This window comes from Pseudomonas sp. FP597, assembly GCF_030687435.1.
Taxonomy (GTDB): Bacteria; Pseudomonadota; Gammaproteobacteria; order Pseudomonadales; family Pseudomonadaceae; genus Aquipseudomonas; species Aquipseudomonas lactucae.
The window spans coordinates 3,034,651-3,060,158 of record NZ_CP117432.1; the positions used below are offsets into that span (position 1 = coordinate 3,034,651).

At 60.7% G+C, this 25,508-nt stretch carries 21 protein-coding genes; 9 read left to right on the forward strand and 12 right to left on the reverse strand.

Annotated elements, in window-relative coordinates; translation table 11 throughout:
- Positions 1–11: 11 nt before the first annotated feature.
- The 3 genes from PSH66_RS14145 to PSH66_RS14155 form a co-directional block, all read right to left on the reverse strand.
- Positions 12–953, reverse strand: coding sequence for a sugar kinase (locus PSH66_RS14145; protein WP_141063880.1), 942 nt, complete (start codon positions 951–953; stop codon positions 12–14).
- Positions 946–1,728 (reverse strand): sugar phosphate isomerase/epimerase, encoded by a 783-nt coding sequence (locus PSH66_RS14150; protein ID WP_003173647.1) that lies wholly within the window; start codon positions 1,726–1,728, stop codon positions 946–948. Before PSH66_RS14150 ends, PSH66_RS14145 begins: the two co-directional genes overlap by 8 nt.
- A gap of 161 nt (positions 1,729–1,889) precedes the next feature.
- Complete coding sequence (locus tag PSH66_RS14155; RefSeq protein ID WP_305429423.1) at positions 1,890–2,924, reverse strand: LacI family DNA-binding transcriptional regulator; 1,035 nt, start codon at positions 2,922–2,924, stop codon at positions 1,890–1,892.
- Between the two features lie 224 nt (positions 2,925–3,148).
- Here PSH66_RS14155 and PSH66_RS14160 point away from each other — a divergent pair, with 224 nt between their 5' ends.
- The 3 genes from PSH66_RS14160 to PSH66_RS14170 all read left to right on the forward strand — a co-directional run bounded on the left by PSH66_RS14160 (position 3,149) and on the right by PSH66_RS14170 (position 9,097).
- The gene (locus PSH66_RS14160) at positions 3,149–4,423 is read left to right on the forward strand and encodes a hypothetical protein (RefSeq protein ID WP_305429425.1); all 1,275 of its coding nucleotides are present in this window, start codon (positions 3,149–3,151) and stop codon (positions 4,421–4,423) included.
- A gap of 194 nt (positions 4,424–4,617) precedes the next feature.
- Complete coding sequence (locus PSH66_RS14165) at positions 4,618–6,615, forward strand: hypothetical protein (protein WP_305429426.1); 1,998 nt, start codon at positions 4,618–4,620, stop codon at positions 6,613–6,615.
- Between the two features lie 214 nt (positions 6,616–6,829).
- Complete coding sequence (locus PSH66_RS14170) at positions 6,830–9,097, forward strand: autotransporter outer membrane beta-barrel domain-containing protein (RefSeq protein ID WP_305429428.1); 2,268 nt, start codon at positions 6,830–6,832, stop codon at positions 9,095–9,097.
- Between the two features lie 53 nt (positions 9,098–9,150).
- On the opposite strand, the gene PSH66_RS14175 is transcribed toward PSH66_RS14170, so the two are convergent.
- From PSH66_RS14175 to PSH66_RS14200, 6 genes are all read right to left on the reverse strand, one after another.
- Positions 9,151–9,624 carry a hypothetical protein gene (locus tag PSH66_RS14175; protein ID WP_305429429.1) on the reverse strand — a complete coding sequence of 158 codons (474 nt, stop codon included), beginning with the start codon at positions 9,622–9,624 and terminating at the stop codon, positions 9,151–9,153.
- Between the two features lie 277 nt (positions 9,625–9,901).
- The gene (locus PSH66_RS14180) at positions 9,902–10,501 is read right to left on the reverse strand and encodes a LysE family translocator (protein ID WP_305429431.1); all 600 of its coding nucleotides are present in this window, start codon (positions 10,499–10,501) and stop codon (positions 9,902–9,904) included.
- 53 nt (positions 10,502–10,554) lie between these two features.
- Entirely contained in the window at positions 10,555–11,394 is an 840-nt protein-coding gene (locus PSH66_RS14185) for an AraC family transcriptional regulator (RefSeq protein WP_305429432.1), read from the reverse strand.
- A 74-nt stretch (positions 11,395–11,468) separates the two neighbouring features.
- Complete coding sequence (locus tag PSH66_RS14190) at positions 11,469–12,110, reverse strand: DUF1345 domain-containing protein (RefSeq protein WP_141063874.1); 642 nt, start codon at positions 12,108–12,110, stop codon at positions 11,469–11,471.
- A 110-nt stretch (positions 12,111–12,220) separates the two neighbouring features.
- The gene (locus PSH66_RS14195; protein WP_305429433.1) at positions 12,221–15,319 is read right to left on the reverse strand and encodes an efflux RND transporter permease subunit; all 3,099 of its coding nucleotides are present in this window, start codon (positions 15,317–15,319) and stop codon (positions 12,221–12,223) included.
- A 6-nt stretch (positions 15,320–15,325) separates the two neighbouring features.
- The gene (locus PSH66_RS14200) at positions 15,326–16,480 is read right to left on the reverse strand and encodes an efflux RND transporter periplasmic adaptor subunit (protein ID WP_305429434.1); all 1,155 of its coding nucleotides are present in this window, start codon (positions 16,478–16,480) and stop codon (positions 15,326–15,328) included.
- A 206-nt stretch (positions 16,481–16,686) separates the two neighbouring features.
- On the opposite strand from PSH66_RS14200, the gene PSH66_RS14205 reads away from it, so the two are divergent.
- The 4 genes from PSH66_RS14205 to PSH66_RS14220 all read left to right on the forward strand — a co-directional run bounded on the left by PSH66_RS14205 (position 16,687) and on the right by PSH66_RS14220 (position 20,401).
- Positions 16,687–17,388, forward strand: a complete 702-nt coding sequence (locus PSH66_RS14205; protein ID WP_003173657.1) for a response regulator transcription factor — start codon at positions 16,687–16,689, stop codon at positions 17,386–17,388.
- 3 nt (positions 17,389–17,391) lie between these two features.
- Complete coding sequence (locus tag PSH66_RS14210; protein ID WP_003173658.1) at positions 17,392–18,696, forward strand: ATP-binding protein; 1,305 nt, start codon at positions 17,392–17,394, stop codon at positions 18,694–18,696.
- 57 nt (positions 18,697–18,753) lie between these two features.
- Positions 18,754–19,524 carry a class I SAM-dependent methyltransferase gene (locus PSH66_RS14215; protein WP_003173659.1) on the forward strand — a complete coding sequence of 257 codons (771 nt, stop codon included), beginning with the start codon at positions 18,754–18,756 and terminating at the stop codon, positions 19,522–19,524.
- 91 nt (positions 19,525–19,615) lie between these two features.
- Positions 19,616–20,401, forward strand: a complete 786-nt coding sequence (locus PSH66_RS14220; RefSeq protein WP_003173660.1) for a sulfite exporter TauE/SafE family protein — start codon at positions 19,616–19,618, stop codon at positions 20,399–20,401.
- An 85-nt stretch (positions 20,402–20,486) separates the two neighbouring features.
- On the opposite strand, the gene PSH66_RS14225 is transcribed toward PSH66_RS14220, so the two are convergent.
- Entirely contained in the window at positions 20,487–21,725 is a 1,239-nt protein-coding gene (locus PSH66_RS14225) for an acyl-CoA dehydrogenase family protein (RefSeq protein WP_305429437.1), read from the reverse strand.
- A gap of 266 nt (positions 21,726–21,991) precedes the next feature.
- On the opposite strand from PSH66_RS14225, the gene sfnG reads away from it, so the two are divergent.
- A complete protein-coding gene (sfnG, locus tag PSH66_RS14230) occupies positions 21,992–23,077 on the forward strand; it encodes a dimethylsulfone monooxygenase SfnG (RefSeq protein WP_305429438.1) in 1,086 nt (361 codons plus the stop codon).
- A gap of 105 nt (positions 23,078–23,182) precedes the next feature.
- Here the strand turns inward: sfnG and map are convergent, their stop codons facing one another.
- A complete protein-coding gene (gene map / locus PSH66_RS14235) occupies positions 23,183–23,944 on the reverse strand; it encodes a type I methionyl aminopeptidase (RefSeq protein ID WP_003173663.1) in 762 nt (253 codons plus the stop codon).
- On the reverse strand, positions 23,944–24,144 hold the full coding sequence (locus PSH66_RS14240) for a ParD-like family protein (RefSeq protein WP_003173664.1): 201 nt from the start codon (positions 24,142–24,144) through the stop codon (positions 23,944–23,946). Before PSH66_RS14240 ends, map begins: the two co-directional genes overlap by 1 nt.
- 273 nt (positions 24,145–24,417) lie before the next feature.
- Between PSH66_RS14240 and ilvA the strand changes: the two genes are divergently transcribed.
- Complete coding sequence (ilvA, locus tag PSH66_RS14245) at positions 24,418–25,440, forward strand: threonine ammonia-lyase, biosynthetic (protein WP_370694833.1); 1,023 nt, start codon at positions 24,418–24,420, stop codon at positions 25,438–25,440.
- The last annotated feature ends 68 nt before the right edge of the window (positions 25,441–25,508 follow it).

A 25,508-nucleotide genomic window follows, 5' to 3' on the forward strand; every position in this document is an offset into this window, starting at 1 on the left:
AGGTAGTGGGTTTATGCAACGGATCGAGCGGGTAATTCGGCGCGGGTCGGCAGGCCCTCCATGTCGCCACGGCTTTGCACGGCGCGGCTGCCGATCCAGTTGCCGCGCCGCACCGCCTCGGGGAAGCTTGCGTTTTCCAACAGGGCGCTGATCATGCCCACGGCAAACCCATCGCCCGCGCCCACGGTGTCCACCACGTTGTCCACGCGCACGGCGGCGACGAAGCCCTGGTCCAGGTGGGTGCGGTAGTAGGCGCCGTCCGCGCCGAGCTTGATGGCCACGGCTTCGGCGCCCTGGTCGAGGTAGAACGCGGCGATGTCGGCCGGGTCATCGAAGCCGGTCAGCAGACGGCCTTCGCCCAGGCCCGGCAGGACCCAGTCGGCCAGCGCGGCGAGGGCGTTGATCTCGCGGATCATCTGCTGCTCGCTGGCCCATAGCGACGGGCGCAGATTGGGGTCGAACGACACACTGCGCCCGGCCTTGCGCATCTGTGTCATCAGCTCGCGGGACAGCGCCCGGGTGGCCTCTGACAATGCCGGCGCAATCCCGGTGGCGTGCAGATGGCGCGCTTGCAGCAGCGCAGGGCTGATGGCCGCGACAGACAAATGGCTGGCGGCGGAACCTTTGCGAAAGTACTCCACCTGCGGGTCCGCACCGCCTTCTTCACGGGACTTGAGCTGGAAACCCGTGGGGTGCAGCGGATCGACGGCCACATGCCGGCAATCCAGCCCTTCCTGTTTGAGCGTATCGACCACAAAACGCCCGAGGGAATCATTGCCCACCCGGCTCAGCCAGGCCACCTTGAAGCCCAGGCGCGACAAGCCGATGGCGACGTTGCTGTCGGCCCCGGCAATGCGTTTATGAAAGTGCGTCACCTGGGCCAGGTCGCCGGTCTGCTCGGCGACGAACATCGCCATGGTTTCACCAAACGAGAGGATATCGATCTCAGACATGGGCGTTCTCCCCAACGGGTTGGCCAAGGCGGGCGAGGGTGGCGACCTGCTGCGCGGTGACTTCGATCAGGTCGTCGCCTTGCAGCGGAAATTCCACCGCCCGTGTAATCCCTTGAGTCATGTGCTTGAGCAGTTGTTCCCACAGATGCAGGTCGGTGGCGCCGGGCGGCAGTGCCACCAGCTTGCCGTCCGCGCGGCGCGCCACGGCCTTGCAGTGCAGGTAATCCACATGCCGGCCCAACAGGCGTGCGGCGGTGAGGGCGGATTGGTCCTGCCACTGCCAGTTGCCGATGTCGAACGTCATCTTTACCGGCAGGCCCAGGCGCTCGACCTCGCTGAAGAAGCGTTGCATCGGTTCGATGCGCCCGCCGTGCAGGGTCTGGTCGTTCTCCACCAACAGCTTGACCGGGTGGCGGTTAAGCAGGGCGTGCAGGCTTTGCAGGTCATTGGTGTCGGTGAAGTAGCCGAGGGAGACCTTGAGCCAACGTGCGCCGAAGGCTTGGGCGCGGTCCAGGGTTGCGCCGAGTTCGGCATTCGGCTGGGCGCGGCCGGCGACCCACAGCTCCAGCGGTGACGAGAATACCGATTCCAGGCCCTGCTCGGCGGCGGCCTGGGCCAGCTCGGCGGGCTGTTCGACGGTCAGTAACTCTTCACGCCATTCGATGCGCTGGGCACCGGCGCTGGCGAGCAACTCGACAAAACTCAACTGGCCCTGCTGGCGAACCAGGTCGGCGCCGTAGCTGGAAAGGCTGATGGAGACGGGGTATTTGTGCATTGTTATTTACCTCTGAAACCGGTTTCATTTTTATACGTAAAACAAACTGTGGAAGCTGGCTTGTTGTAGTGAGCAGGCTTGCCCTGCGCTGGGCTGCGAAGCAGCCCCACTGGATCTTCAGTGAACCTGTCGGGGGACAAGTTGAATCGTCGCACCGCCCCTCACTGCAGCAAGCCAGCTCCCACAACGGATCGGGTGGAGCCTCGGATGATCAGTTGTGGCAGAAAATCCAGGGTACGTGTGGGCCCGGTATCACCGCGCAAACGCTTGAGCAGACAGTCAAAAGCACTGGCGCCAAGCGCCTCGGTGGGTTGGGCGAGGGCGGTGATGCCGGTGCTCACCAGGGGGTACCAGTCCAGGTCATCCAGGGCGATCAGGCCTACGTCGTCAAACAGGGTGCAGCCCAACGCCTTGAGCGCGTAGGTGCAGGCCAGCGCGGCGACGCCGTTGGCGCAGAACACCGCTTTGGGACCCGGTTTGGCGAGAAACGCCTGCAGGCCGCTTTCGAGGTTGCCATCCAGCTCCAGCACCGCGCCGGTCAGCACCGGGTGCCGGACGATCTCGGCTTTGAAACTCTCCAGGCGTTCCACCCGTGAACTGGTGCCATCGGCGGCTTCGCTCACCAGCAAAACCTCGCGATAACCCTGTTGCTCCAGGTGCTCCACCGCCATGCGCACTGCTGCCGGGTTATCCAGGCCGACCAGATCGCTGTGCAGCGGCTCGACCTTGCGGTCCACCAGCACCAGCGGCATTTCCCGTTGCAGTTCCAGCAGTTGGTCGAGGTGATGGCCGAGGGTGTTTACGATCAGCCCTTCGATGTTGTACGAGCGCAGCGCCGCCAGATGCTGGCGCTCCTGCTCGTCGTCGCGGTCGGTGTTGCACACCACCAGGCTGTAGCCGTGCCGGCGGCAGGCGGTTTCGACGCCGTGCATCACGGCAATGGAATAGGGATTGCGGATGTCGGCCACCAGCATGCCGATCAGGCGCGTACGGCCGCGTTTGAGGCCGCGGGCCATCTGGTTGGGGCGGTAGCCGAGTTGTTCGATGGCTTGTTCGATGCGCAAGGCGATGGCATCGGAGAGCAGGGCGCGGTCGTCGCCGATGAACCGCGAGACGCTGGCCTTGGACACGCCGGCGTGTTGGGCGACATCAAGCATGGTCACGCGGCTGCGCTGGGCGGCGGAAAATGAGGTCACGGTGGTGCCTTTTTTATTGGAATTGAAATCAGCTTGAAACCGGTTTCAGAAGAGCATTGGTCGATGAGCTCCGTCAAGAAAATCTTTAATGAGTTAGGCGTCGGCCATGTCAAAAACCGATGAACGGCGCGGCTACCTGTCAGGTTTGACAGTATCGGAGTGATTATTGGAGGTGTTCAATCGGCTTCAAGTAAGCACAGCTACTGCCATAGCGGGAGACGAGCATGAGCACACCAAAAAAGGGTCAGCCAGACGGGGCTGCGGCTTCTGGGACGAGCAGAAGCCCAAAGCCGGCGCGACCTAGTGTTGTGAATGCCCTTGCTGACGGGCTGGTGCCTGCGCAGTACTATTTTAATGATTTAGAGGTTGAGCTTGTTACGCCTTGGACTTTTTTACCTGGCGACGGCGACACCCACTGGGTCGTTTTTGAATGGAGTGACCGTAGCGCTGCGCCTGTTGATGTGACGCCGTTCCTGGAACTGGTGGGTCCATTGGACCCCGATGATCACTTTCCCTATACAACGTCGATCCCTCAGGCATTTTTGCTGAACAGTGCAATTGTGGATCTGACGTATCGCATCCACCTCGATACGCCGGACAACGAAGTCTTCGATCGATCCGACGTCACGACGATTCGGATCGATCGCGATGCGCCGGGTGCTGGCGAGGTGCTCGCTCCCGCAATTTTCCCTGTCGATCCCATCACGGATGATTACTTGGACAGCACCCTCCTGGTCCCGATGGAAATCCCGGGTGGCTACGGGGGCCGTGAGGCGGGTGACGCCATACTGCTGTATTTTTCTGCCATGAATGCGTTGCCGACGGGAGCACCCACCTTCATTTCACCTCCGCAACCCGGCGCTACCGGTCCGCTGATCGTTGAAGTACCCAATACGGTTTTTCGCAATTTCCCGGGTGCGTTGTTTATCTTTTGTTTCTACCGTCTGAGGGATCGCGCCGGTAACCTCAACCCACAGTTTTCAGAGGTGGCGCAAGCTGGACTGAGCGTTGCCATACCGTCCCCGACGTACCTCAGACCGAGGTTTCCACAGGCAGAATCGGACCCGATCAACAACCCGAACAAGTACATGTCGTGTGCCTGCATACCGCCCCTCTGGGAGGGCGTTGAAATTCGCATCGATCAGGGCACCTCGTCGTTTCCGGTCATCCAGGATGGGGATCTTGTCACGATGCGGTTTCAGGGATACCGCAAGGCCCCCGATGTGGATCCGCTTCCCGATATCGTTGAAACCCAGACGCATGTCTGGGACGGCGTCGCGGATACCGACGGCTATTCCTTTTCGATTACTGATGTCGAGCGCTTGATTCGCCCGCTCAAGGAGTATGCAGGCGGGGAGGCGAGCTACATGGTTTCCCGAGAGGACGCCATCATTGGCCGCTCTTTTTCCAGATTCGCGCGATTTGACCGTGTCGTTTCGTCCAACCCCGAAGACCCACCGCTTTATTGCTGGGCTGACGGCAATCTACCGGAGCCTTGAGGCGAGCGACGACATTGGCCTTCGCATAGTGATTTAAATCCAAGTTTCAACCTCCCGGGTTGTGCCGAAAATCAGTCGGCGGGGAAAGGTGTTGCCGGGATTCGGGACGTCGTCACGCTCGACCGCCGAAATGAACCTGACGAACACCGCCATGTGTGTAAGGAACCTAACCAATCAATAGTGGAGATCTTCAAATGAGCAGCGATCCAAAAACGTCCTCTGAAACCACCGCTAACCCGGCAGCCGTCACGATTGCCGAGGCCCTCGACGATGCGACCGGCACGATTCCGGCCAATCTTGCGACAGTCGGAATCACCGCTGAATGCAAAACAGGTGACTTGACGGATTTCGATGACTGGTTTGAAGTCCAGAGACAGGACCTTCAGGCAAGCCCACCTATCTGGGTCAGTGTCGGCGGGCCGACGCAACTGAACACCACTACGATACCTGACAGATTTAATATTCCTATTACGGCACCGCCCGGTGGATTTCGGCACGGCTTCTATCAACTCAGAAGCCTGCAATCTCGAGACTTCCTCGGTGCTCCAGGCGTACCTGACCCGGAAGACATTTCCGATCCTGGCGCGTTCACCGTTGACCTGGTTCCGCCGTATGGCGATCTCAGCTTTCGTGAGCAGCCCGATGCCGCCATTTTTCCAAGCAATCTGCCTGACGGTGTGGTTATCGACGAGACCTATCTGACGATGAATGGCGGAGTACAGTTCGATATTCCGGACAATACCTTCGTTCAGCCGCCTGGCAAATGGCAGGCTGGCGATTTCATTATTTTCTATTGGAGCCCTGTGATGTTTCCGCGCCCCCAGGACATCGTAAGTCCCCCGGGCGGTATTCCGATGCTTGAGACCGGTAATAACTTTTTTCTGCCTCGCGCGATGATTGACCTGAGTGGGACTTACCGGGCGTTTTACACCATCACAGACTGGGCAGGTAACGTCAGCCGCCCCTCGTTCATCGAGGAGCGTGAAGTCCGGTTAATCGCCGACCCCATACCCGGTGAGCTGTTTTTGCCGCTGGCACCCGCGCCGGAGGGTGGAAGTACCGACGACTTGATCAATATCGCCGATTATCTGCTGGACCCTGAAGTTCGGGTCTGCGCCTATACCAATCACGCCCCGACGCTCGATCGGCTCGAAGTGCAATGGACCACCCAGCCGTGGAGTGGTCTGGGCCCGGTTTTCGATACGTTCCCGCAAACGTTCAATGGCATGCAAGCGCAGATCAAGGCTTCTTATACACGGACCACGGTCGGGCCGCAGTCGGTGCCTGTGCGATACCGAATTTCGCGAAATAACTCGCTGTTTACGTCCCAGGATAAAATCATTCAGCTCGATTTGTCAGTAGGTGGTCCGGTTAACCCAGGAGAACCTGGCGACCCTAATATCAACCTGAATCAAGCCCACGTATTTGGCGCGGGTTCGACGACGCCGGATGTGTTGTTGCCCGAGCATGCCGACCAGCCCGTGCGTGTGGACATCGTGTTGTGGACGGTCGCAGTGGCGCCCCATCCGGGGCTGTCGATCATCCTGCTTTGGGAAGATGAGCGAGTTGGGCCGTTTTCTATTGGTACAACAGCGGGCGGCGATACTTTTTCTTTCAACATTGGCTGGGAGGTCGTCGCCCGCCACGGTAACGACATGAAGACCATCAAGTATCTGGTCATCGACCCGGCCACGACCAACGAAAATGAATCTCCACATACCGATGTCGACGTACAGGATGCGGTATCGGTGATGTTACCGATGGCTCAGTACGTAGACCGCAATCCCTCCAACAATCGTTGGGACTGTTCTTCGTTGAAAACCCGAACACCGGGGACGCCACCTGTGCTCTATGGCGAGGTTTATGTACCAGGAGATGCAAGGATGGCGCTGGGCGAGCCGCTGACGCTGGAACTGTGGCTCGAAAACACATACGCGCCTTTTCCAAGGGGACCGTTTCAATTGCTGCTTGTTCATCCAACTATTACCCAGGACGATATCGATGATGGCATCACATTCCAAATCGATTACAAGGGGTATTTGGATAGAGCACCTTTAGGCGAGTGCGATGCTACTTACTTTACTGTGTTGAACAATGGTGTGACCGGACGCGGTGTAAAATCGAATACACGTGTTGCGATGGGGACGACTCATGTCTTCTGTGACGGGACACCGGTACCGACGACTCCCTGAGGTTCGAGCACATAGACATTGATATGATAAGGGGAGCGTTGCTCCCCTTTTTATTTCTGCATCACGCTGCTGTCGATTCAGTCTGCTCAATAAGATAAGTCCTACAGTGCTTGGGATGTTCAATCCGTACTCTCTGCGCCGCACAGGCAAGGCTTCATTCCCCGGGAACGAGCCATGCCGTTTTCGAAGGCTCTACTCCAGAGAGTGAACAATCATGCACAGATTAACCCACTTCAAACTCAAACCCCTGAGTGCGATGATGAAAGTCCCAACGATGACCCTGCTTATGTTTGCCGCCGTTCAAGGAACGGCCCAGGCAGGTCAGTTGATTGGCGAAAGCAAGACCATCGATTCCAGTGAAGCCTCCAATGACTGGCAACTCGATCTGAAATCCGAACTGACCCTCAACGGGGCCCGTGCGCAAAGTATCAGGGTCAATGATTCGGCCTTGATCGTGAATGCCGGCAGCCGGGTTAATGATATCCATGCTACCCAGGGTTCCAGCGTCAGTCTTACGGGCGCTCGTGTAGAGTCGAGGAGCCCGACATGGGCGGCTGTACGTCTGGCTGACAGTACTGCGACCATTACCGACAGTACGTTGATCAGTCACACTCACGTCGGACTGCAAGCCTTTCAAACCTTGGGCTCGCTTCAGGGTGGGATTGCCGAAGTATCCAACAGTGTCATCAAAGGTACCGTTGGAGGAGCCACCGCTCAACGCAACAGTGAATTGCATTTCAAACAAAACACGCTGGTGGAAGGTACTGGCGCGGACAGTTTCGGTGTTCTTCTGGACAGCGGTGGGCTGGTGACGGCCAGCCAAAGTACATTGATTGGCGGCAAGAACGGTGTCGTCGTGACCAACCAGTTGAACAATGCCGAGATGGGCAAGCTGGTCCTGGATAACTCACAGGTGGAAGGTCGCACAGGCTCTGCAATTGTTGTCGAAGGGCGGCCGGGGCGAGTCCCGACGGTTGATATCGATGTACGCAATGGCTCTACCCTGACCGGTGGCAATGGCACATTGCTGGAAGTCAATGGCGGCGCTACGGCGAACATGAATATCGACAACAGCCGCTTGAACGGCAACGTCATTGTCGAGGATGGCAGCACCGCGCACTTGAACCTGCAGAACCAGGCAGGCCTGACCGGCCAGTTGCAGAATGTAGCTCGTCTGGACATAGGCGATCAGTCGTTCTGGGAGTTGACCGCAGACAGTCAGGTCGGTGCCTTGAGCCTGGCAGGCGGGACCGTAAAGTTCGGTGATACCGATGCGTTTTATCAGCTCGACCTGGATAGCCTCGACGGTAACGGCACGTTTGTGATGAGCACCGATTTTGCTCGTGGTATTACAGACTTCCTGAACATTGAAGGTGAGGCCAACGGTAATCACAGCCTGTTGCTGGCTGCCAGCGGTGCCGAGCCAGTCAACCCCGAAGACATCCGCATCGTGCACACTGGCGGCGGTGATGCGCAGTTCTCCCTGCTGGGCGATGTGGTGGACGTTGGCGCTTATTCCTATGGCCTGAAAAAGGAAGGCACCGACTGGTTCCTTGACCCGAATAACCGCGTGATCAGCCCAGGCACCCGTTCGGTGCTGGCACTGTTCAACACCGCGCCGACCGTGTGGTACGGCGAGGCGACTTCACTGCGTACGCGTATGGGTGAGCTGCGTTTCGAGCCTGGTCAGGCGGGTGTATGGATCCGTGGTTATGGCAACAAATACAAAGTGTCCGACAGCACCGGGATTGGCTACAGCCAGAACCAGCAGGGCTTTACCTTGGGTGCCGACACTCCGTTGGCCGACAGCCAGTGGCTGGTGGGCGTGATGGCGGGTCACAGCACCTCGGACCTGAACCTCAAGCGCGGTACTTCCGGCAATGTGAAGAGCTACTACCTGGGTGCCTACGCAACCTGGCTGGACGAGGAAAGCGGCTTGTATTTCGATGCCGTGGCCAAGGTCAACCGGTTCCAGAATGAGTCCAAGGTCGGTCTGAGTGATGGCACTTCGTCCAAGGGCAAGTACAGCAACACCGGTGGCGGCTTGTCGGCTGAGTTCGGTCGTAATATCAAGTTGGATGACGGCTTTTTTGTCGAGCCTTACGCCCAAATGTCCACTGTGGTTATCCAGGGGGCCAATTACAACCTGGATAACGGCTTGCAAGCCAAAGGCGAACGTACGCGCTCGATCACGGCCAAGGCCGGTGCGACCGTAGGACGTGACATCCAACTCGACAGTGGGAGCGTGGTGCAGCCTTACCTGCGAGCGGCAATGGTGCACGAGTTTGCCAATAACAATAAGGTTTCTGTGAACAATAATGTGTTCAACAACGACCTGTCCGGCTCCCGCGCTGAGTTCGGAGCGGGTATGGCGGTGAAGTTGTCGAAAAATCTGCAATTGCATGCCGACCTTGAGCACAGCAGTGGCGGCAAGGTTGAACAGCCGTGGGGGGCCAATGTGGGTGTTCGCTACACATGGTAACTAACGCTTGATTAAAAAGCCCGTATCGCAGGATACGGGCTTTTTTTTATTTTTCAGCTGTATGAGGTTTTCAGGTCGAAGTTTATGACCATTTCATGGGATTTTCCCGAGGGGTTTCTCTCTGTGCGGCCACTGCAAGCCCCTGCAATATGAATACCGCGAGTAGAGATTTCCTGAATGGACAAAGTGCCTGTGATAACGCGTACGGCGTATTTGTTAAGAGCAGTATCTACGGTAAACCAAACTCTGATATCGGTGAACTCACCTTCCTCCAGATGGAAAACCGTACCTGCCGGGGTGTCGTCCGGAAACTGAATATAAACTGTTCTTACGGTGTCACTCAGTGCATCTGCATTGCGACCAGTAATCCCGAAGATGCGCTTTTCGGTATCGTGGACGATGTCTTTTGTCTGGATCGGAATGGCGTGCGAGTCTACCGACGTTGTAAAGCTTCCTTGCCCGTTGCGCGGTTTGGGAAACAAAATCTGTGTTTGGTGAGGCGTTAACATTGCGAGCTGTGCTGACATGATGGCGACTCCATTATAGAGGTATGAGGCGAAAGTACCGGATACGCTGGTTGAGTTATAAGATGCCAGTACGCTCGTGCTGTAAACTGTCAGAACTAACAGTGTACAGCGTACTCAATTCATGATTGACCCAAGAGACTGCAGGGTACCTGCCAGCATTGACGCTGTGCAGGCGAGTCATCTCGTTTAGAAACCTCATGCATCTTGTTTGTCTTTTATGTTTGGGCGTTTAAAGCACTCTTTTAATGTCTTTTTATACTAAGTGTATCGAGCTGTCTCAGGTGAAAGCGCTGAACCCTGCCGAGCACAACAGCAAGGTTCCCATGCATCGATTGAAGTTGACTATCGCTCGGGGAGATCGCTTTACCCGGCCATAACCTGTACCCAGCAATGCCCAAGCGCTGAGGCATGGCAGGGAAATCAGGAAAAATATCAGTGACAGGTGCAATATATGGCTTTGCTGATCTGCGCCGTCCCCCGCGAACGCACTGATCACGGCGAATGCCATCAACCAGGTCTTGGGGTTGATCAGTTGCAAACTTGCACCGCCAAACAGGCCGAGTCGCTTTTGCTGCGATTGTGGCTCTATGGTTTGCGGCGCCGCGGTGAAAATCTGCCAGGACAGGTAGCTCAACCAGGCCAATCCTGCGCAACGCATCGCAGTCTGTATGCCAGGCAGGTGTACCAGCGACTGGCCCACGCCCGAACCCACCAGCAGCACAATCCCCGCCGCCCCCGCGCAAGCTCCTAGAATGATCGGCAACGCCGCCTTGAAACCGTAGCGGGCGCTGTTGCTCATCACCAGGATATTGGTCGGGCCTGGGGTGATGGAGGCGACAAAGGCAAACAACATGAAGGGCAGCAAGGTAGACAGCATGGCGGGGACTCCGATAAACCAAACGATGGAGTCGATCTTCACAAGCCTGCGCGCTACCTGTCTGGAAGATTTGAGCAGCGCTTGCGGTATGCCGCCGGTGTCAGGCCATAGGCACGTACGAACCAGCGGCCCAGGTGGCTCTGGTCGGCGAAGCCCAGGGCAATCGCCACATCGGCCGGTTGCTCGCCCTTGGCCAGTAAATGCCGTGCGCGGGCCAGGCGCAGTTGCACCAGGTACGCGTGGGGCGGCAGGCCGAAGGCGCTCTTGAATGCACGGCTCAGGCGGAAGCGGTCGACGCCGCAGGCCAGCGCCAGTTCATCCATGCCCACGTCATGATGCAGGTGCGCATGCAGGTATTCCCGGGCCTTGTACGCCACCAACGGCAGGCGCGGGTCTTCGCGATAACGGGTACGCCAATAGAGCTGGCCGGTGAGGCGTTCGAGCAATTGGTCCATGGCCCGTTGCCGTACGATGCGCAGTTCGCCGCTGTGCAGCGTCTGGAACGCCCGGCTGGTGGCCAGTGCCAGGCGCGGGTCGCTGGTCAAGGTGCTGGCGAAACTCAGTTGGCTGTTGAGCGGCGCCTCTTCGAATACCGCGCTCACTTCCCGCGCGAGCCACTGCGGGTCGAGGTAGAGCATGTGGTAAGTGAAGCCGTCCGCCGTGGGTGCGTCGCCATCATGCAGCTCGCCGGGTTCCACCAGGAACACCTGACCGGGCACGCTGTGGTGGCGGGCGCGGCGGCAATTGAATTGCTGCACGCCTTGTTCGGTGACGCCGATCAGGTAGCTGTCGTGCCAATGGGGGTCGTAGGCGTGGCCTTCGAAATGCGCGCGCAGGGTCTCGATGCCGGTGTCGGCGTCCTGGGACAGGTCGATCCAATTGTGCGCGGCCATAACACACCGAGACGGAAAACATGAGCCTATTAAGGCTCATGGGCCGTCCGGACGTCTAGAAGGTTTGTGCAGCCTCAGCCAAACAGCCCGGCGGCGATATTGATCGAGAAGCCGAGGATCGCGGTATTGAACACAAAGCCGATCAAGGATTGCCCCAGCACCACCTTGCGCATGCCACGGGTGGCCACGCCCACATCCGAGGTCTGTACCGCCACACCGATGGTGAAGGAGAAATACAGGAAGTCCCAGTAGTTGGGCGTGAGCAACCCTTCGGCAAAACGCAGCGCCGGCTCCTTGCCCTCCCAGGTGTAATAGAGGCGGGCGTAATGCACGCTGAAAACCACGCCGATCAGCAGCCACGAACCGATCACCGTCAGCCCGGTGAACCCGTAGTGCAGCAGGCGCTCGGTGGCGGCCAGGTCCTTGCTGCCCACCAGTTCGAAGGTGATGGTCGCCAGGCTGGCGATGGCGGCGATGGATACCGTAAACAGCACCAGCCCGGCATTTTCATCCTCGACTTCGGCGATGCGCTTGACGTCTTCGGCCCTGGCGCGGCTGGTCAACCACAGCATCAGCACCAGGTAGGTCCAGACCCCGGCGTTCCAGCCGATCAGTATTTTGCTCACGACCGTATCGGCCGGCGCCAGGATGCCCACGGCAAGGCCCAGTACGGCAGCGGCGGAGAGGCGAGGGTGGGTGCGGGCGAGGAAGGGCATGGCGCTCACAATTTGAGAAAAGTGCTGAGCACCATAGGTTGCGCCGTTGCAAGCTTCAAGCACCAAGCGGCAAGTTAGAAGCAGACCTGCTCTTACTTGTCGCTTGAAGCTTAGAGCGAGTCGCTACGTTTACGCACCCACTTCATCACCACCACAAAAAACACCGGCACAAACACCACCGCCAATGTCGCGGTGATCATCCCGCCAATCACGCCCGTACCGATCGCCTGCTGGCTCGCCGAACTGGCGCCGGTGGCGATCGCCAGCGGCACCACGCCGAGAATGAACGCCAGCGAGGTCATGATGATCGGCCGCAGGCGCAAGCGCGCCGCCTTCAAGGTGGCGCTGATCAGGTCTTCGCCCTGGTCATACAGGTCCTTGGCGAATTCGATGATCAGAATCGCGTTCTTCGCCGACAGCCCGATGATGGTGATCAAGCCCACCTTGAAGAACACATCGTTGGGCATGCCGCGCAGGCTCACCGCCACTACCGCGCCGAGTACGCCCAGCGGCACCACCAGCAGCACCGAGGTCGGAATCGACCAGCTTTCATACAGCGCCGCCAGGCACAGGAACACGATCAGCAACGACAGCCCGAGCAACAACGGAGCCTGAGCGCCGGACAAGCGTTCCTGCAACGACAACCCCGTCCATTCCTGGCCAAGACCGGCCGGCAACTGGCTGACCAGGCGCTGGATCTCGTTCATCGCCTCGCCGGTACTGTGCCCCGGCGCGGCTTCACCGCTGATGGCGATGGCCGGGTAGCCGTTGTAACGGGTCAACTGCGCAGGGCCCTGGGTCCATTTGGCTTCGACGAAAGCCGACAGCGGCACCATGTTACCGGCCTTGTTGCGCACGTTGATCTTCATCAGGTCCGCCACCTGGCTGCGCTGGTCGCCTTCGGCCTGCACCACCACGCGCTGCATGCGGCCCTGGTTGGGGAAGTCGTTGATATAGGCCGAACCGATGGCCGAGGACAGCACATTACCCACATCCGCGAACGACACGCCCAGGGCGTTGGCTTGCTTGCGGTCCACCTCCAGTTGTACTTGCGGAGCTTCGGCCAGGGCGCTTTCGCGCACATTGGTCAGGATCGGGCTCTTCTCGGCCGCCGCCAGCAACTCGGTACGCGCCGCCATCAATGCGGCATGGCCGACGCCGCCGCGGTCCTGCAAACGGAACTCAAACCCGCTGGAAGTGCCCAGGCCATCCACCGGCGGTGGCAGCACTGCGTAGGCAATCGCGTCCTTGAGCTCGCTGAAGGCCATGTTGGCGCGGTCGGCAATCGACGTGGCCGAGTCGTCGCTGCTGCGTTCCGACCAATCCTTGAGCGTGGTAAACGCCAGCGCCGCGTTCTGCCCGGAGCCTGAGAAACTGAAGCCCATGATCATGGTGGTATCGCCCACCCCAGGCTCGCCCGCGTTGTGCGCTTCGATCTGCTCGGCGACCTGCACTGTGCGATTCTTGCTCGCGCCCGGCGGCAGTTGGATGTCGGTGATGGTGTAGCCCTGGTCTTCCACCGGCAGGAATGAGGAGGGCAGGCGCGTGAACATCCAGCCCAGGCCCACCAGCAGCACCAGGTAGATCAACAGGTAACGGCCGCTGCGCTTGAGCGCGTAGGCCACCCAGCCTTCATAGCGGTCGGTGAGTTGCTCGAAACGTTTATTGAACCAGCCGAAGAAGCCGCCCTTGGCATGGTGCTCGCCCTGGGCGATCGGCTTGAGCAGCGTGGCGCACAGCGCGGGGGTCAAGGTCAGGGCGAGGAATGCCGAGAACAGGATCGAGGTGGCCATCGACAGCGAGAACTGCTGGTAGATTACCCCCACGGAACCGGGCATGAATGCCATCGGCAGGAACACCGCGACCAGCACCAGGGTGATCCCGACGATGGCGCCGGTGATCTGGCCCATGGCCTTGCGCGTGGCCTCCTTGGGCGACAGCCCCTCGGTGACCATGATGCGTTCGACGTTCTCCACCACCACAATCGCATCGTCCACCAGGATGCCGATGGCCAGCACCATGCCGAACATGGTCAGCACGTTGATCGAGAAACCCACCAACAGCAGGGTGGCGAAGGTACCCATCAGCGCGATCGGCACCACCAGCGTCGGGATCAACGTGTAGCGCACGTTCTGCAAAAACAGGAACATCACCGCGAACACCAGCGCCATGGCCTCAAGCAGGGTGTACACCACCTTGGTGATCGAGACTTTGACGAACGGCGAGGTGTCGTATGGGATCTTGTATTCCACATTGGCCGGAAAGTAGCGCGACAGTTCGTCCATTTTCGCCCGCACCAGGGTGGCGGTGTTCAGCGCGTTGGCGCCTGGCGCCAGTTGCACACTGACGGCGGTGGACGGCTTGCCGTTCAGGCGCGTGGAGAACTGGTATTCCTGGCTGCCGATCTCCACCCGCGCCACGTCGCCGATGCGCACGGTGGAACCGTCGGGGTTGGCCTTGAGCACGATGTCGGCGAATTCGGCCGGGGTCGACAGCTGGCCCTTGACCAGGATTGCCGCGGTGATTTCCTGGGTCGCGGTGCCCGGCAAATCGCCGATGCTGCCCGCCGAGACCTGGGCGTTCTGCGCGCTGATCGCGGCGTTGACGTCAGCCGGGGTCAGGTTGAAGCCGATCAGCTTCTGCGGATCGATCCAGATGCGCATGGCGCGTTCGGCGCCGTACAACTGCGCCTTGCCCACGCCGTCCAGGCGCTTGAGTTCGTTCATCACGTTGCGCGCCAGGTAATCGCTGAGCGCCACGTCGTCGAGCTTGCCGTCGTTGGAGGTGAGGGTCACCAGCAACAGGAAACCGGCGGAGACTTTCTCGACCTGCAAGCCTTGCTGCGTCACCGCCTGGGGCAGGCGCGGTTCTACCGCCTTGAGGCGGTTTTGCACATCCACCTGGGCCATTTCCGGGTTGGTGCCGGGCTGGAAGGTGGCGGTAATCGTCGCCGAACCGAGGCTGCTCTGGGATTCGAAATACAGCAGGTGATCGGCGCCGTTAAGCTCTTGCTCGATCAGGCTCACCACGCTCTCGTCCAGGGTCTGCGCCGAAGCGCCCGGGTACACCGCGTAGATTTCCACTTTCGGCGGTGCGACGTTGGGGTACTGCGCCACCGGCAACTGCGGGATGGCCAGCAAGCCGGCCAGCAGGATAAACAGGGCGACCACCCAGGCGAAGATCGGGCGGTCAATAAAGAACTGCGGCATGGCGGGTTATTCCTTAACGGGCTGGCCAGAGGCGGGGCGGTCATCCACCTCGACTTTTTCACCGGGACGTGCGTGTTGCAGGCCCTCGACAACGATGCGGTCACCGGCCTTGAGGCCGTGGCTGACCACCCAGCGATCATTGATCACGGCGCCCAATTCCACCGGCTGCAGGCTGACGGTCTGCTCGGCATCCAGCAGCAGCACCATGGGGATGCCGGCGCTGTCACGAGTGATCGCGCGTTGCGGCACGCTGATGCCTTGCCTGTCGACGGCCTGTTCCAGGCGCACCCGCACGAAACTGCCGGGCAGCAGGTCGAGGTGCGGGTTGGGGAACTCGCTGCGCACGATGATTTGCCCGGTGCCGGGGTCGACGCTGATCTCGGCGAACAGCAACTTACCCGGCAGCGGGTACAGGCTGCCGTCGTCCTGGATCAGGGTGGCCTTGGCCTGGTCCTGGCCGACCTGCTTCAAACTGCCGGCGCGAAAGGCGCGGCGCAGGTCGTTCAGTTCGCGGGTGGACTGGGTGAGGTCGGCGTGGATCGGGTCCAGTTGCTGGATGATCGCCAGGGGTGTGGCTTCGTTCTGGCCGACCAAGGCACCTTCGGTCACCAGCGCCCGGCCGATGCGTCCGGAAATCGGTGCGGTCACGGTGGCGTAGCCCAGGTTCAACCGGGCGCGCTCGACGGCGGCCTTGTTGGCGGCGACTTCAGCGTTGGTCTGGCGCAGGTTGGCGCGGGCGTTGTCGTAGTCCTGTGCGCTGATGGCGTTGCCTTCCACCAACTGGCTGTAGCGCTGCTCCTGCAGGCGCGCCTGGAACGCATTGGCCTCGGCCTTGCTCAGATTGGCCTGGGCGCTGTCGAGGTCGGCCTTGAACGGGGCCGGGTCGATGCGAAACAGCACGTCGCCCTGTTTGACGTCGTGGCCTTCCTTGAACACCCGTTGCATCACCACGCCGGCCACCCGTGCGCGCACTTCGGCGATACGCGGCGCGGCAATGCGCCCGCTCAGTTCGCTGGTGATGGACAGGGGCTTGGCTTCAAGGGTTTCGATACGCACCTTGGCAAGGGGCGTTTGTGGCGCCTCGTCCTCGGACGGGCCGCACGCGCTCAGCGCCAGGGTGAGGGCCAGCAGGCAAAACGGCGCAAACAGGTTCTTCGACATGCTCTTATCCCAATATTGACTGGCGCATCCTAAGGTCACCTGCGCCGTGGTGCTGTGAAGCTGTGTAGGTGGTGTGTGAAGAAATGTAAGGTGGCACCCATCATCCACCCGGGACGTATATCCTTACAAAATCGCGCAAACACCAAAGCCCCCTCCCACCTGGGATTTGTGTACGACCCATAACTGTATTTCATGGAACACCTTTCATGCCCAACATCCTCCTGGTGGAAGACGACGCCGCGCTCTCCGAGCTGATTGCCAGCTACCTGGAACGCAATGGCTACCACGTCAGCGTGCTCAGCCGTGGCGATCACGTGCGCGAACGTGCGCGCCTGAACCCACCGGACCTGGTGATCCTCGACCTGATGCTGCCGGGTCTTGACGGCCTGCAAGTCTGCCGCCTGTTGCGCGACGATTCGGCGGGCCTGCCGATCCTGATGCTCACCGCCCGCGACGACAGCCACGACCAGGTGCTGGGCCTGGAAATGGGCGCCGACGACTACGTGACCAAACCTTGCGAGCCCCGCGTACTGCTTGCCCGAGTCCGCACATTGCTGCGCCGTAGCAGTCTGTCCGAGCCGCAGGTGGCCAACGATCAGATCATCATGGGCAACCTGTGCATCGACCTGTCGGAACGCAGCGTGAGCTGGCGCGAACAGGCGGTGGAGTTGTCCAGCGGCGAATACAACCTGCTGGTGGTACTGGCCCGCCACGCCGGTGAAGTGCTCAGCCGCGACCAGATCCTGCAACGCCTGCGCGGTATCGAGTTCAACGGCACCGACCGTTCGGTCGACGTGGCCATCTCCAAGCTGCGCCGCAAGTTCGACGACCACGCCGGTGAGGCGCGCAAGATCAAGACGGTGTGGGGCAAGGGCTACCTGTTCAGCCGTTCCGAGTGGGAATGCTGACCCATGCTGCGCGTACTGATCCGCCTCTTCCTGATCACCATCGTCACCTACAGCGCCGCGATCTACCTGATTCCCAAACTGGTGATCCAGCTGTTCGAACACCGCTACCTCAACTACAACATCGAGCAGACCCGTGGCCAGCAGGCGCTGATCGTCAAGCAATACCTGCGCGCACCGGTTGAGCATTGGTCGCGGATCACCGAACAACTGGGCCATGACTTTGCGCCGCTGAGCGTGCAATTGCTACTGCGCGAGGACGCCCGCTACACCCCCGAGGAAGAACAACTGCTGGCGCAAGGCAAGCCGGTGGTGCACCTGGGCGACTGGGGCTGGATGGAGGAGATCAGCTCGCCGATCAACGAACGGTTCGTGGTCAAGCTCAAGGTGCCGCCGGACCCGCTGGACATGAACCTGCTCTATTGGGCGATCAACGTCCTGATCGTCGCCGCGTTGCTGGTGTGCCTGCTGGTCTGGCTGCGCCCGCACTGGCGAGACCTGGAGCGCTTGAAACGCACCGCCGGGCAATTGGGCCAGGGCAACCTGGCCGAGCGCACAGGCATCCCGTCGCACTCCAGCATCGGCAGCCTGGCCTCGGTGTTCGACACCATGGCCGACGACATCGAGCGCCTGCTCAACCAGCAACGTGATCTGCTCAATGCGGTCTCCCACGAACTGCGCACGCCGCTGACACGCCTGGATTTCGGCTTGGCCCTGGCGTTGTCCGAAGACCTGCCCGTCGCCAGTCGCGAGCGCTTGCACGGCCTGGTCGCGCATATTCGCGAGCTGGATGAGCTGGTGCTGGAGTTGCTGTCCTACAGCCGCCTGCACAACCCGGCGCAACTGCCGGAGCGGGTCGAAGTGGCGCTCGATGAGTTCATCGACAGCGTGCTGGGCAGCGTCGATGACGAACTGGAAAACCCTGAGATCGTCATCGATGTGGCGCTCGACTGCGCCGTCGAGCGTTTCAGCCTCGACCCGCGCCTGACCGCGCGCGCTTTGCAGAATCTGCTGCGCAACGCCACGCGTTACTGCGACAAGCGCATCCGGGTGGGGGTCAAGGTGTGCCCCAAGGGCTGTGAAATCTGCGTCGATGACGACGGCATCGGCATCCCGCCGGACCAGCGCGAGCGCATCTTCGAACCGTTTTACCGCCTCGACCGCAGCCGCGACCGTGCAACCGGCGGCTTTGGCCTGGGCCTGGCGATCAGCCGCCGCGCGCTGCAAGCCCAGGGCGGTACATTGACTGCGCTGGCGGCGCCGTTGGGTGGGGCACGGTTCAGGGTGTGGTTACCGACGATGGTCGATTAGAAAACCGCTGCGGGAAGGCGCACACTGTGACCCCGTTTTTGCGAAGAGAGATTGGCCATGACCGCTGTTCACGCGTCTGCTCAACAAGGTTTCTCTACCCAGGCCGGCACCTATGCCCAGGGCCGCCCGGATTACCCTCGACAGCTCACGGGTTGGCTGACCCAGACGCTGGCTGTCGATGCAAATTCGACGGTGATCGACCTGGGCGCCGGCACCGGCAAATTCACGCGCTTGCTCAGCACCCTCGCACCGACGCTGATCGCCGTGGAGCCGGTGGCCGCAATGGGCGCGCAATTGACCAGGCTGTTACCGGATGTGCGCCTGGTGGACGGCACGGCAGAGTCGATGCCATTGCCGACCGCCAGCGCCGATGCGGTGGTCTGTGCGCAAGCGTTTCACTGGTTCTCCACTCGGGCGGCGTTGGCGGAAATTCACCGGGTGCTCAAACCGCAGGGGCGCCTCGGGCTGGTGTGGAACGTGCGTGATGAGTCGGTGGGGTGGGTCGCGGCGATTACCGAGATCATTACCCCCTACGAGGGCGACACACCGCGCTTTCATACGGGGCGCTGGCGCGAAACCTTCACTGGCGAGTACTTTTCCGACCCTGAAGTGACCTGCTTTGCTTATCAGCATGTGGGCAGCCCTCGGGAGGTGATCATGGACCGCTTCCTGTCGGTGAGCTTCATTGCCGCCTTGCCGGACGCGGAAAAAGCCACGGTCACCGCACAGTTGCAGACGCTGATCGACACCCATCCCGACCTGCGCGGGCGCGACACTGTGGCCTTTCCTTACCAGACCCAAGCCTACTGTTGCCGTCGACTGGCCTAAAAAGCATAAAGTCAGATCATATTGGTATAAGTGGTTATAAGAAAAATCGCTATCCTGCGGCCAGAATTTTATAAGGCCGCGGGTAGTTGGAATGGATGTAGGTAACTTTGGTTTCGTAATCGCCGGCCTGATCGTTGGATTTATCGTCGGCATGACCGGGGTCGGCGGAGGCTCGCTGATGACCCCGATCCTGTTGTGGTTCGGCATCAACCCGGCGACCGCCGTGGGCACCGACCTGTTGTACGCCGCGATCACCAAGTCTGGTGGCGTGCTGGTGCACGGCAAAAACAAGAACATCGACTGGACCATCACCGGCTGGCTGACCCTGGGCAGCGTGCCGGCGGTGCTGTTGACCCTGTGGTTCCTCGCCAGCCTGCATACCGATCCCACGGTGATGAACGCGGTGATCAAGCAGGCCCTCGGCGTGGTACTGCTGTTGACCGCACTGGCGATCCTGTTCAAGAAAACCCTGTTGACCTTCGCCCAGCGGCATGCGGGCGACAGCTACCACCTGAACCCGCGCAACCTGAACGCCTTGACGGTGCTCACCGGCGCCATCCTCGGCACCATGGTCGCCCTGACCTCGATCGGCGCCGGCGCCCTCGGTACCGTGGCGCTGTTTATCCTGTATCCGTTCCTGGCCACACGCCGCCTGGTGGGGACCGAAATCGCCCACGCCGTGCCGCTGACCCTGGTGGCCGGCCTGGGTCATGCCGGCATGGGCAATATGGACTGGCAACTGTTGGGTTTTCTGTTGATGGGCTCGCTGCCGGGGATCTACATCGGCAGCCACATGACCGGCAAGATTCCGGACGGTGTATTGCGCCCCTGCCTGGCGGTCATGTTGATGGCGGTCGGGTACAAATTGGCCTTCTGAGGCGTACACAGGGTCCCAATACACAGAGGTCAAATGTGGGAGGAGACTTGCCCCCTCCCACATTTTGACTGTGGTAAACCTTGATTCAGGCTTTCGCCGGGCCGTTGCCGATCTGCCACACAAACGGCGGCTCGGTCCCATTGATCACCCAATCACCCACGATGCGCGCTTTGTAGATCACCGGATTGTGCGACGACACGGTCCGCGCATTGCGCCAGTGCCGGTCGAGCGCCTTGCCCTGGCGTACGTCCGACGCTCCCAGCGCATTGAACAACTGGCTGGTGGCGCGTTGGATCAAGTCCGACACCACCACCTGCGCCGTCGCCGATTCAATCTCGGCCTCCACGTTGGCTTCGCGCTCTGCAGCCTCATCGCCGCCAAAGCGTGCCACGTACGCCCGTTGTGCCGGTAACGTCGCCCTCAAGGCGCTGGCCTCTGCGGCATACACCAGCGCCGCCACTTCGCCCACCACCTGTTGAACCTGCGCATCCTGGCTCACGTGGGGCGCATTGCCATGGCTGTAGATGCGCTTGCGGCTGCGCACCTGATGGGCCACATCGCGTAATGCCGCGCGGCCGATACCGGCCAGGCTGGCCAGCAGCACTGACTGGTAGAACGCGGTCTGGTATTTGAAGCGGGTGGCAAAGTCGATGACGTTGTCCGCCTCCACCACCGCCTCGGTAAACCGCGACGTGCCGCTGCCGGTGGTGCGCTGGCCAAAGCCGTCCCAGTCATCGCTGTGCACCACCCCAGGCTGGCGCGCGCGGGTGGCGGCGATCACGTCACCGCCGGTGTCGCTGCGTTGGGCGTATACGTCGATCCAGTCGGCGAAAATGCTGCCGGTGCTGTAGAACTTTTCACCGTTGAGTGTCCATTGGTCGCCGTTGGGGCTGACCTGGGTGACCACGTCGCCAATGGCCACGTTGCCGATTTCGGTCCAGGCGCAGCCGACGATATCGCCGTCGACAAAGCGCTTGAACCACAGCTCGCGCCCGGCGTTCGGTGGCGCGTTGAGGCGGTCTTCGGCAAAGGCGAAATGCCCGCGCAGGGCCTGGGGTACGTTGGAGTCGGCTTCGGCCAGTTCGATCAGCAATTGGAACAGTTGCGGCAGGGACGCGCCGCCGCCGCCGTATTCCACCGGCACCCGCACGGCGCCGAAACCAGCCTCCTTCAGCCATTGGATCGGCTCGTGGGGCAGGGTGCGGTTGAGTTCGCGCTGCACGGCGCCGTCGGCGATACGCTGGAAGATCGGCCGGAAACGCGCGGCCAGCGTGGGGTAATCGACGCCGATGGACAGCGGGTTGATGACGTGGTGTTCGGTCATGGGCAAGGCTCCGGGGCAGTGGACAATGCCAGAGGTGATTGCACAGTCCGTGCCGGGTGCGAAGCCCAATGTTTACGGGGCAATCAGCCGATTGACTGTTGCTCCAGCAACAGCATTGCGACAAACCGATGTAATCCCTGACAGTTGTGATCACACGATTGGCGCCTGGTTTTTCTGCCGCAACCCCCCTGGCGCGGGCGTTTGCCCAGGCTGGCACGCTTGCTGCTCAAGTCACCGGTACATCCCTGTGCATGAGGTAGCGTTAGATGAGTCAGCAAGCCGTGAAATTTGCCTATTGGGTGCCCAACGTCAGCGGTGGGCTGGTGGTCAGCAAGATCGAGCAGCGTACCCACTGGGGCATCGACTACAACCGTAAACTGGCGCAGTTGGCGGAAGAAGCCGGCTTTGAATATGGCCTGACCCAGATCCGCTTCACCGCCGGCTACGGTGCCGACAACCAGCATGAGTCGGTGGCGTTCAGCCATGCGCTGCTGGCCGCGACCACCAAGCTCAAGGTGATCGCCGCCATCCTGCCGGGCCCGTGGCAACCGGCGCTGGCGGCCAAGCAACTGGCGACCATCGACCAGCTCACCAACGGCCGCATTGCAGTGAACATCGTCAGCGGCTGGTTCAAGGGCGAATTCCAGGCCATCGGCGAGCATTGGCTGGAGCACGACGAGCGTTATCGGCGTTCCGAGGAATTCATCCGCGCCCTCAAAGGCATCTGGACCCAGGACGACTTTACTTTCAAGGGCGACTTCTACCGCTTCAACAACTACACCCTCAAACCCAAGCCCCTGGGCCGGCCGGAAGTGTTCCAGGGCGGCAGCTCACGGGCCGCGCGCGACATGGCGGCGCGGGTGTCGGACTGGTACTTCACCAACGGCAACACCCCCGAAGGCATCAAGGCCCAGGTCGACGATATCCGCGCCAAGGCGGCGGCGAATAACCATTCGGTCAAAGTCGGTGTGAATGCCTTTGTCATCGCCCGCGATACCGAAGAAGAAGCCCGCGCCGTGTTGGCCGAGATCATCGACAAGGCCGACCCGGAAGCAGTCAACGCATTCGGCGACGCGGCCAGACAAGCGGGCAAGGCGTCCCCGGAAGGCGAGGGCAACTGGGCCAAATCGAGCTATGAAGACCTGGTGCAATACAACGACGGCTTCAAGACCAACCTGATCGGCACGCCGCAGCAGATTGCCGAGCGTATCGTTGCGCTCAAGGCTGTGGGGGTGGATCTGGTGCTGGCGGGTTTCCTGCACTTCCAGGAAGAAGTGGAGTACTTCGGCAAGCGCGTGTTGCCGCTGGTGCGTGAGCTGGAGGCCAAGGCCGGCATCAAGCAAGTGGCCTGAGATATTCATTGTGGTGAGCGAGCTTGCTCGCGCTGGAGTGCGCAGCGCTCCCTTGCTTTTGGGGCTGCTACGCAACCCGACGCGAGCAAGCTCGCTCACCACAGGTTAATCGCAAGGCTGTTGTTGCAGGGTCAGCACCTCAAACCCATCCGCCGTCACCGCCACGGTATGTTCCCACTGCGCCGACAGGCTGTTGTCCTTGGTCACCACAGTCCAGCCATCCTTGAGGCTGCGTGTTTTGGCGCTGCCTTGGTTGAGCATGGGTTCAATGGTAAACACCATGCCTTCGCGCAGTTCGAGCCCGGTGCCGGGGCGACCGAAGTGCAGGATCTGCGGCTCTTCATGCATCTGCTTGCCGATGCCGTGGCCGCAATATTCGCGCACCACGCTGTAGCCGTTGGCCTGCGCGTGGCTCTGGATCGCATGGCCGATGTCCCCCAGGCGAGCGCCGGGCCTGACCTGGCGGATGCCGGCCCACATCGCTTCAAATGTCATCTCCACCAGGCGCCTGGCTTTGGGGGCGACGGCGCCGATCATGTACATCTTGCTGGCGTCGGCGATGTAGCCGCCTTTTTCCAGGGTGATGTCGATGTTGATGATATCGCCGTCCTTGAGCAGCTCCCTGGCGCTGGGCATGCCGTGGCACACCACTTCGTTGATCGAAGTATTGATGCAGAACGGGTAGTCGTACTGCCCGAGGCTTGCCGGACGGGCTTTCAACTCGTTGCGGATATAGGCTTCGACGGTGGCGTCCAGTTCCAGGGTGGAACGGCCGGCGGCGACAAAACCGTCGAGCATCGTGAACACCTGGGCCAGCAGGCGCCCCGATTCGCGCATGACGGCCAGTTGAGCGGGCGTCTTGATCATCAACTGCGCCCCCGGATCAGGTCGGGCTTATCCAGCAGCAGTTTGTTGATCAGCTCGTTGTAGGGCAGGCTGGGGTTGAGTTCGGCGAGCAGGCCGATCTTGATCCAGAACTCGGCCTGGGCGTTGATGGAGCGATCCATCGCGGCGCTGGCCAGGCGCAGTTGTTCGTGTAACTGGTCGGTGATCTTGACGATGCCCATGGGATTCACTGTGTAATGTTGATATACGAAGCGTATATGTTTCGTATGGCATGCGTAAACCCTCGATGGCTAAGTAGCGCTTGGCCATTGACTTGCCCGGCAGCCGCCGGTTAATTTCGTGACATGACATTTCAAGCCTTCCGCAGCCAGCAGAGCATTATTACCGCCATTCCTCATTTGGCGGGATAGCGCACGGCTGCACCCAAACCCGCCCTAGAGGCGGGTTTTGTTTTTCCGTCTCCAGGGCCTTCAACAAAAAGCCAGGAGACACCGATGAGCGCCCGCACAGCCCCGCACACCCACGACACGGCACTGCTTGAGCACTACGTGAAAAAGATCCTCGCCGCGCCGGTCTACGACCTGGCGGTGCGCACGCCGCTGCAAGCGGCACCGGCGTTATCGGCGTTGCTCGGCAACACCTTGCTGCTCAAGCGCGAAGACCTGCAACCGACGTTTTCCTTCAAGATCCGCGGTGCCTACAACCGGTTGGTCCAGCTGACCGATGAGCAGAAAGCGCGGGGCGTGGTGACGGCGTCGGCGGGCAACCATGCCCAAGGTGTGGCGTTGGCGGCGCGGGAGCTGGGGATCCGCGCGCGCATCGTCATGCCGTGCAGCACGCCGGAGCTGAAGGTGCTGGGCGTACGTTCCCGTGGTGCCGAAGCGGTGCTGCATGGCGATAGCTTCCCGTTTGCCCTGGCCCATGCGCTGCAACTGGCTGAGACGTCCGGTTGCACCTTTGTTTCGCCGTTCGACGACCCCGACGTCATTGCAGGCCAAGGCACCGTGGCCATGGAAATCCTGCGCCAGCAGCAAGGCCCGCTGGATGCGATCTTCGTGCCGGTGGGCGGCGGCGGCCTGATCGCCGGCATCGCCGCCTATGTCAAATACCTACGCCCCGAAGTGCGCATCATCGGCGTGGAGCCCGAAGGCTCCAGTTGCCTGTTGGCGGCGTTACGCGCGGGGGAGCGTGTGGTGCTGCCGAGTGTCGACGGCTTTGCCGATGGCACGGCGGTCGCGCAGGTCGGTGCCTACGGTTTTGAAATCTGCCGCGACTGGGTGGATGAGGTCATCACGGTGAATAACGACGAACTGTGCAGCGCCATCAAGCTGATCTACGACGACACGCGTTCCATCACCGAGCCTTCCGGCGCCTTGGCGGTGGCGGGCATCCGCAAATACGTTGCCGACAGGGGCGTGACAGGTCAGACCCTGGTGGCGATAAATTCAGGCGCCAATATCAACTTTGATAGTTTGCGATATGTTGCAGAAAGAGTCGTTGCGCTCAGCCTTGTTTAAATACAAACAGCGGGTTAAACGTTTAATCGCAGGCGTTCCACGCTCATTCAAGCGATGCCCGTAAGTTC

Coding starts and splice junctions, on each gene's coding strand:
- map (WP_003173663.1), bottom strand. CDS start 23,944: ATGATCAAGACGCCCGCTCAACTGGCCGTCATGCGCGAATCGGGGCGC.
- sfnG (WP_305429438.1), top strand. CDS start 21,992: ATGAGTCAGCAAGCCGTGAAATTTGCCTATTGGGTGCCCAACGTCAGC.
- PSH66_RS14160 (WP_305429425.1), top strand. CDS start 3,149: ATGAGCACACCAAAAAAGGGTCAGCCAGACGGGGCTGCGGCTTCTGGG.
- PSH66_RS14225 (WP_305429437.1), bottom strand. CDS start 21,725: ATGACCGAACACCACGTCATCAACCCGCTGTCCATCGGCGTCGATTAC.
- PSH66_RS14165 (WP_305429426.1), top strand. CDS start 4,618: ATGAGCAGCGATCCAAAAACGTCCTCTGAAACCACCGCTAACCCGGCA.
- PSH66_RS14220 (WP_003173660.1), top strand. CDS start 19,616: ATGGATGTAGGTAACTTTGGTTTCGTAATCGCCGGCCTGATCGTTGGA.
- ilvA (WP_370694833.1), top strand. CDS start 24,418: ATGAGCGCCCGCACAGCCCCGCACACCCACGACACGGCACTGCTTGAG.
- PSH66_RS14185 (WP_305429432.1), bottom strand. CDS start 11,394: ATGGCCGCGCACAATTGGATCGACCTGTCCCAGGACGCCGACACCGGC.
- PSH66_RS14215 (WP_003173659.1), top strand. CDS start 18,754: ATGACCGCTGTTCACGCGTCTGCTCAACAAGGTTTCTCTACCCAGGCC.
- PSH66_RS14145 (WP_141063880.1), bottom strand. CDS start 953: ATGTCTGAGATCGATATCCTCTCGTTTGGTGAAACCATGGCGATGTTC.
- PSH66_RS14200 (WP_305429434.1), bottom strand. CDS start 16,480: ATGTCGAAGAACCTGTTTGCGCCGTTTTGCCTGCTGGCCCTCACCCTG.
- PSH66_RS14240 (WP_003173664.1), bottom strand. CDS start 24,144: ATGGGCATCGTCAAGATCACCGACCAGTTACACGAACAACTGCGCCTG.
- PSH66_RS14195 (WP_305429433.1), bottom strand. CDS start 15,319: ATGCCGCAGTTCTTTATTGACCGCCCGATCTTCGCCTGGGTGGTCGCC.
- PSH66_RS14205 (WP_003173657.1), top strand. CDS start 16,687: ATGCCCAACATCCTCCTGGTGGAAGACGACGCCGCGCTCTCCGAGCTG.
- PSH66_RS14150 (WP_003173647.1), bottom strand. CDS start 1,728: ATGCACAAATACCCCGTCTCCATCAGCCTTTCCAGCTACGGCGCCGAC.
- PSH66_RS14180 (WP_305429431.1), bottom strand. CDS start 10,501: ATGCTGTCTACCTTGCTGCCCTTCATGTTGTTTGCCTTTGTCGCCTCC.
- PSH66_RS14170 (WP_305429428.1), top strand. CDS start 6,830: ATGCACAGATTAACCCACTTCAAACTCAAACCCCTGAGTGCGATGATG.
- PSH66_RS14190 (WP_141063874.1), bottom strand. CDS start 12,110: ATGCCCTTCCTCGCCCGCACCCACCCTCGCCTCTCCGCCGCTGCCGTA.
- PSH66_RS14210 (WP_003173658.1), top strand. CDS start 17,392: ATGCTGCGCGTACTGATCCGCCTCTTCCTGATCACCATCGTCACCTAC.
- PSH66_RS14175 (WP_305429429.1), bottom strand. CDS start 9,624: ATGTCAGCACAGCTCGCAATGTTAACGCCTCACCAAACACAGATTTTG.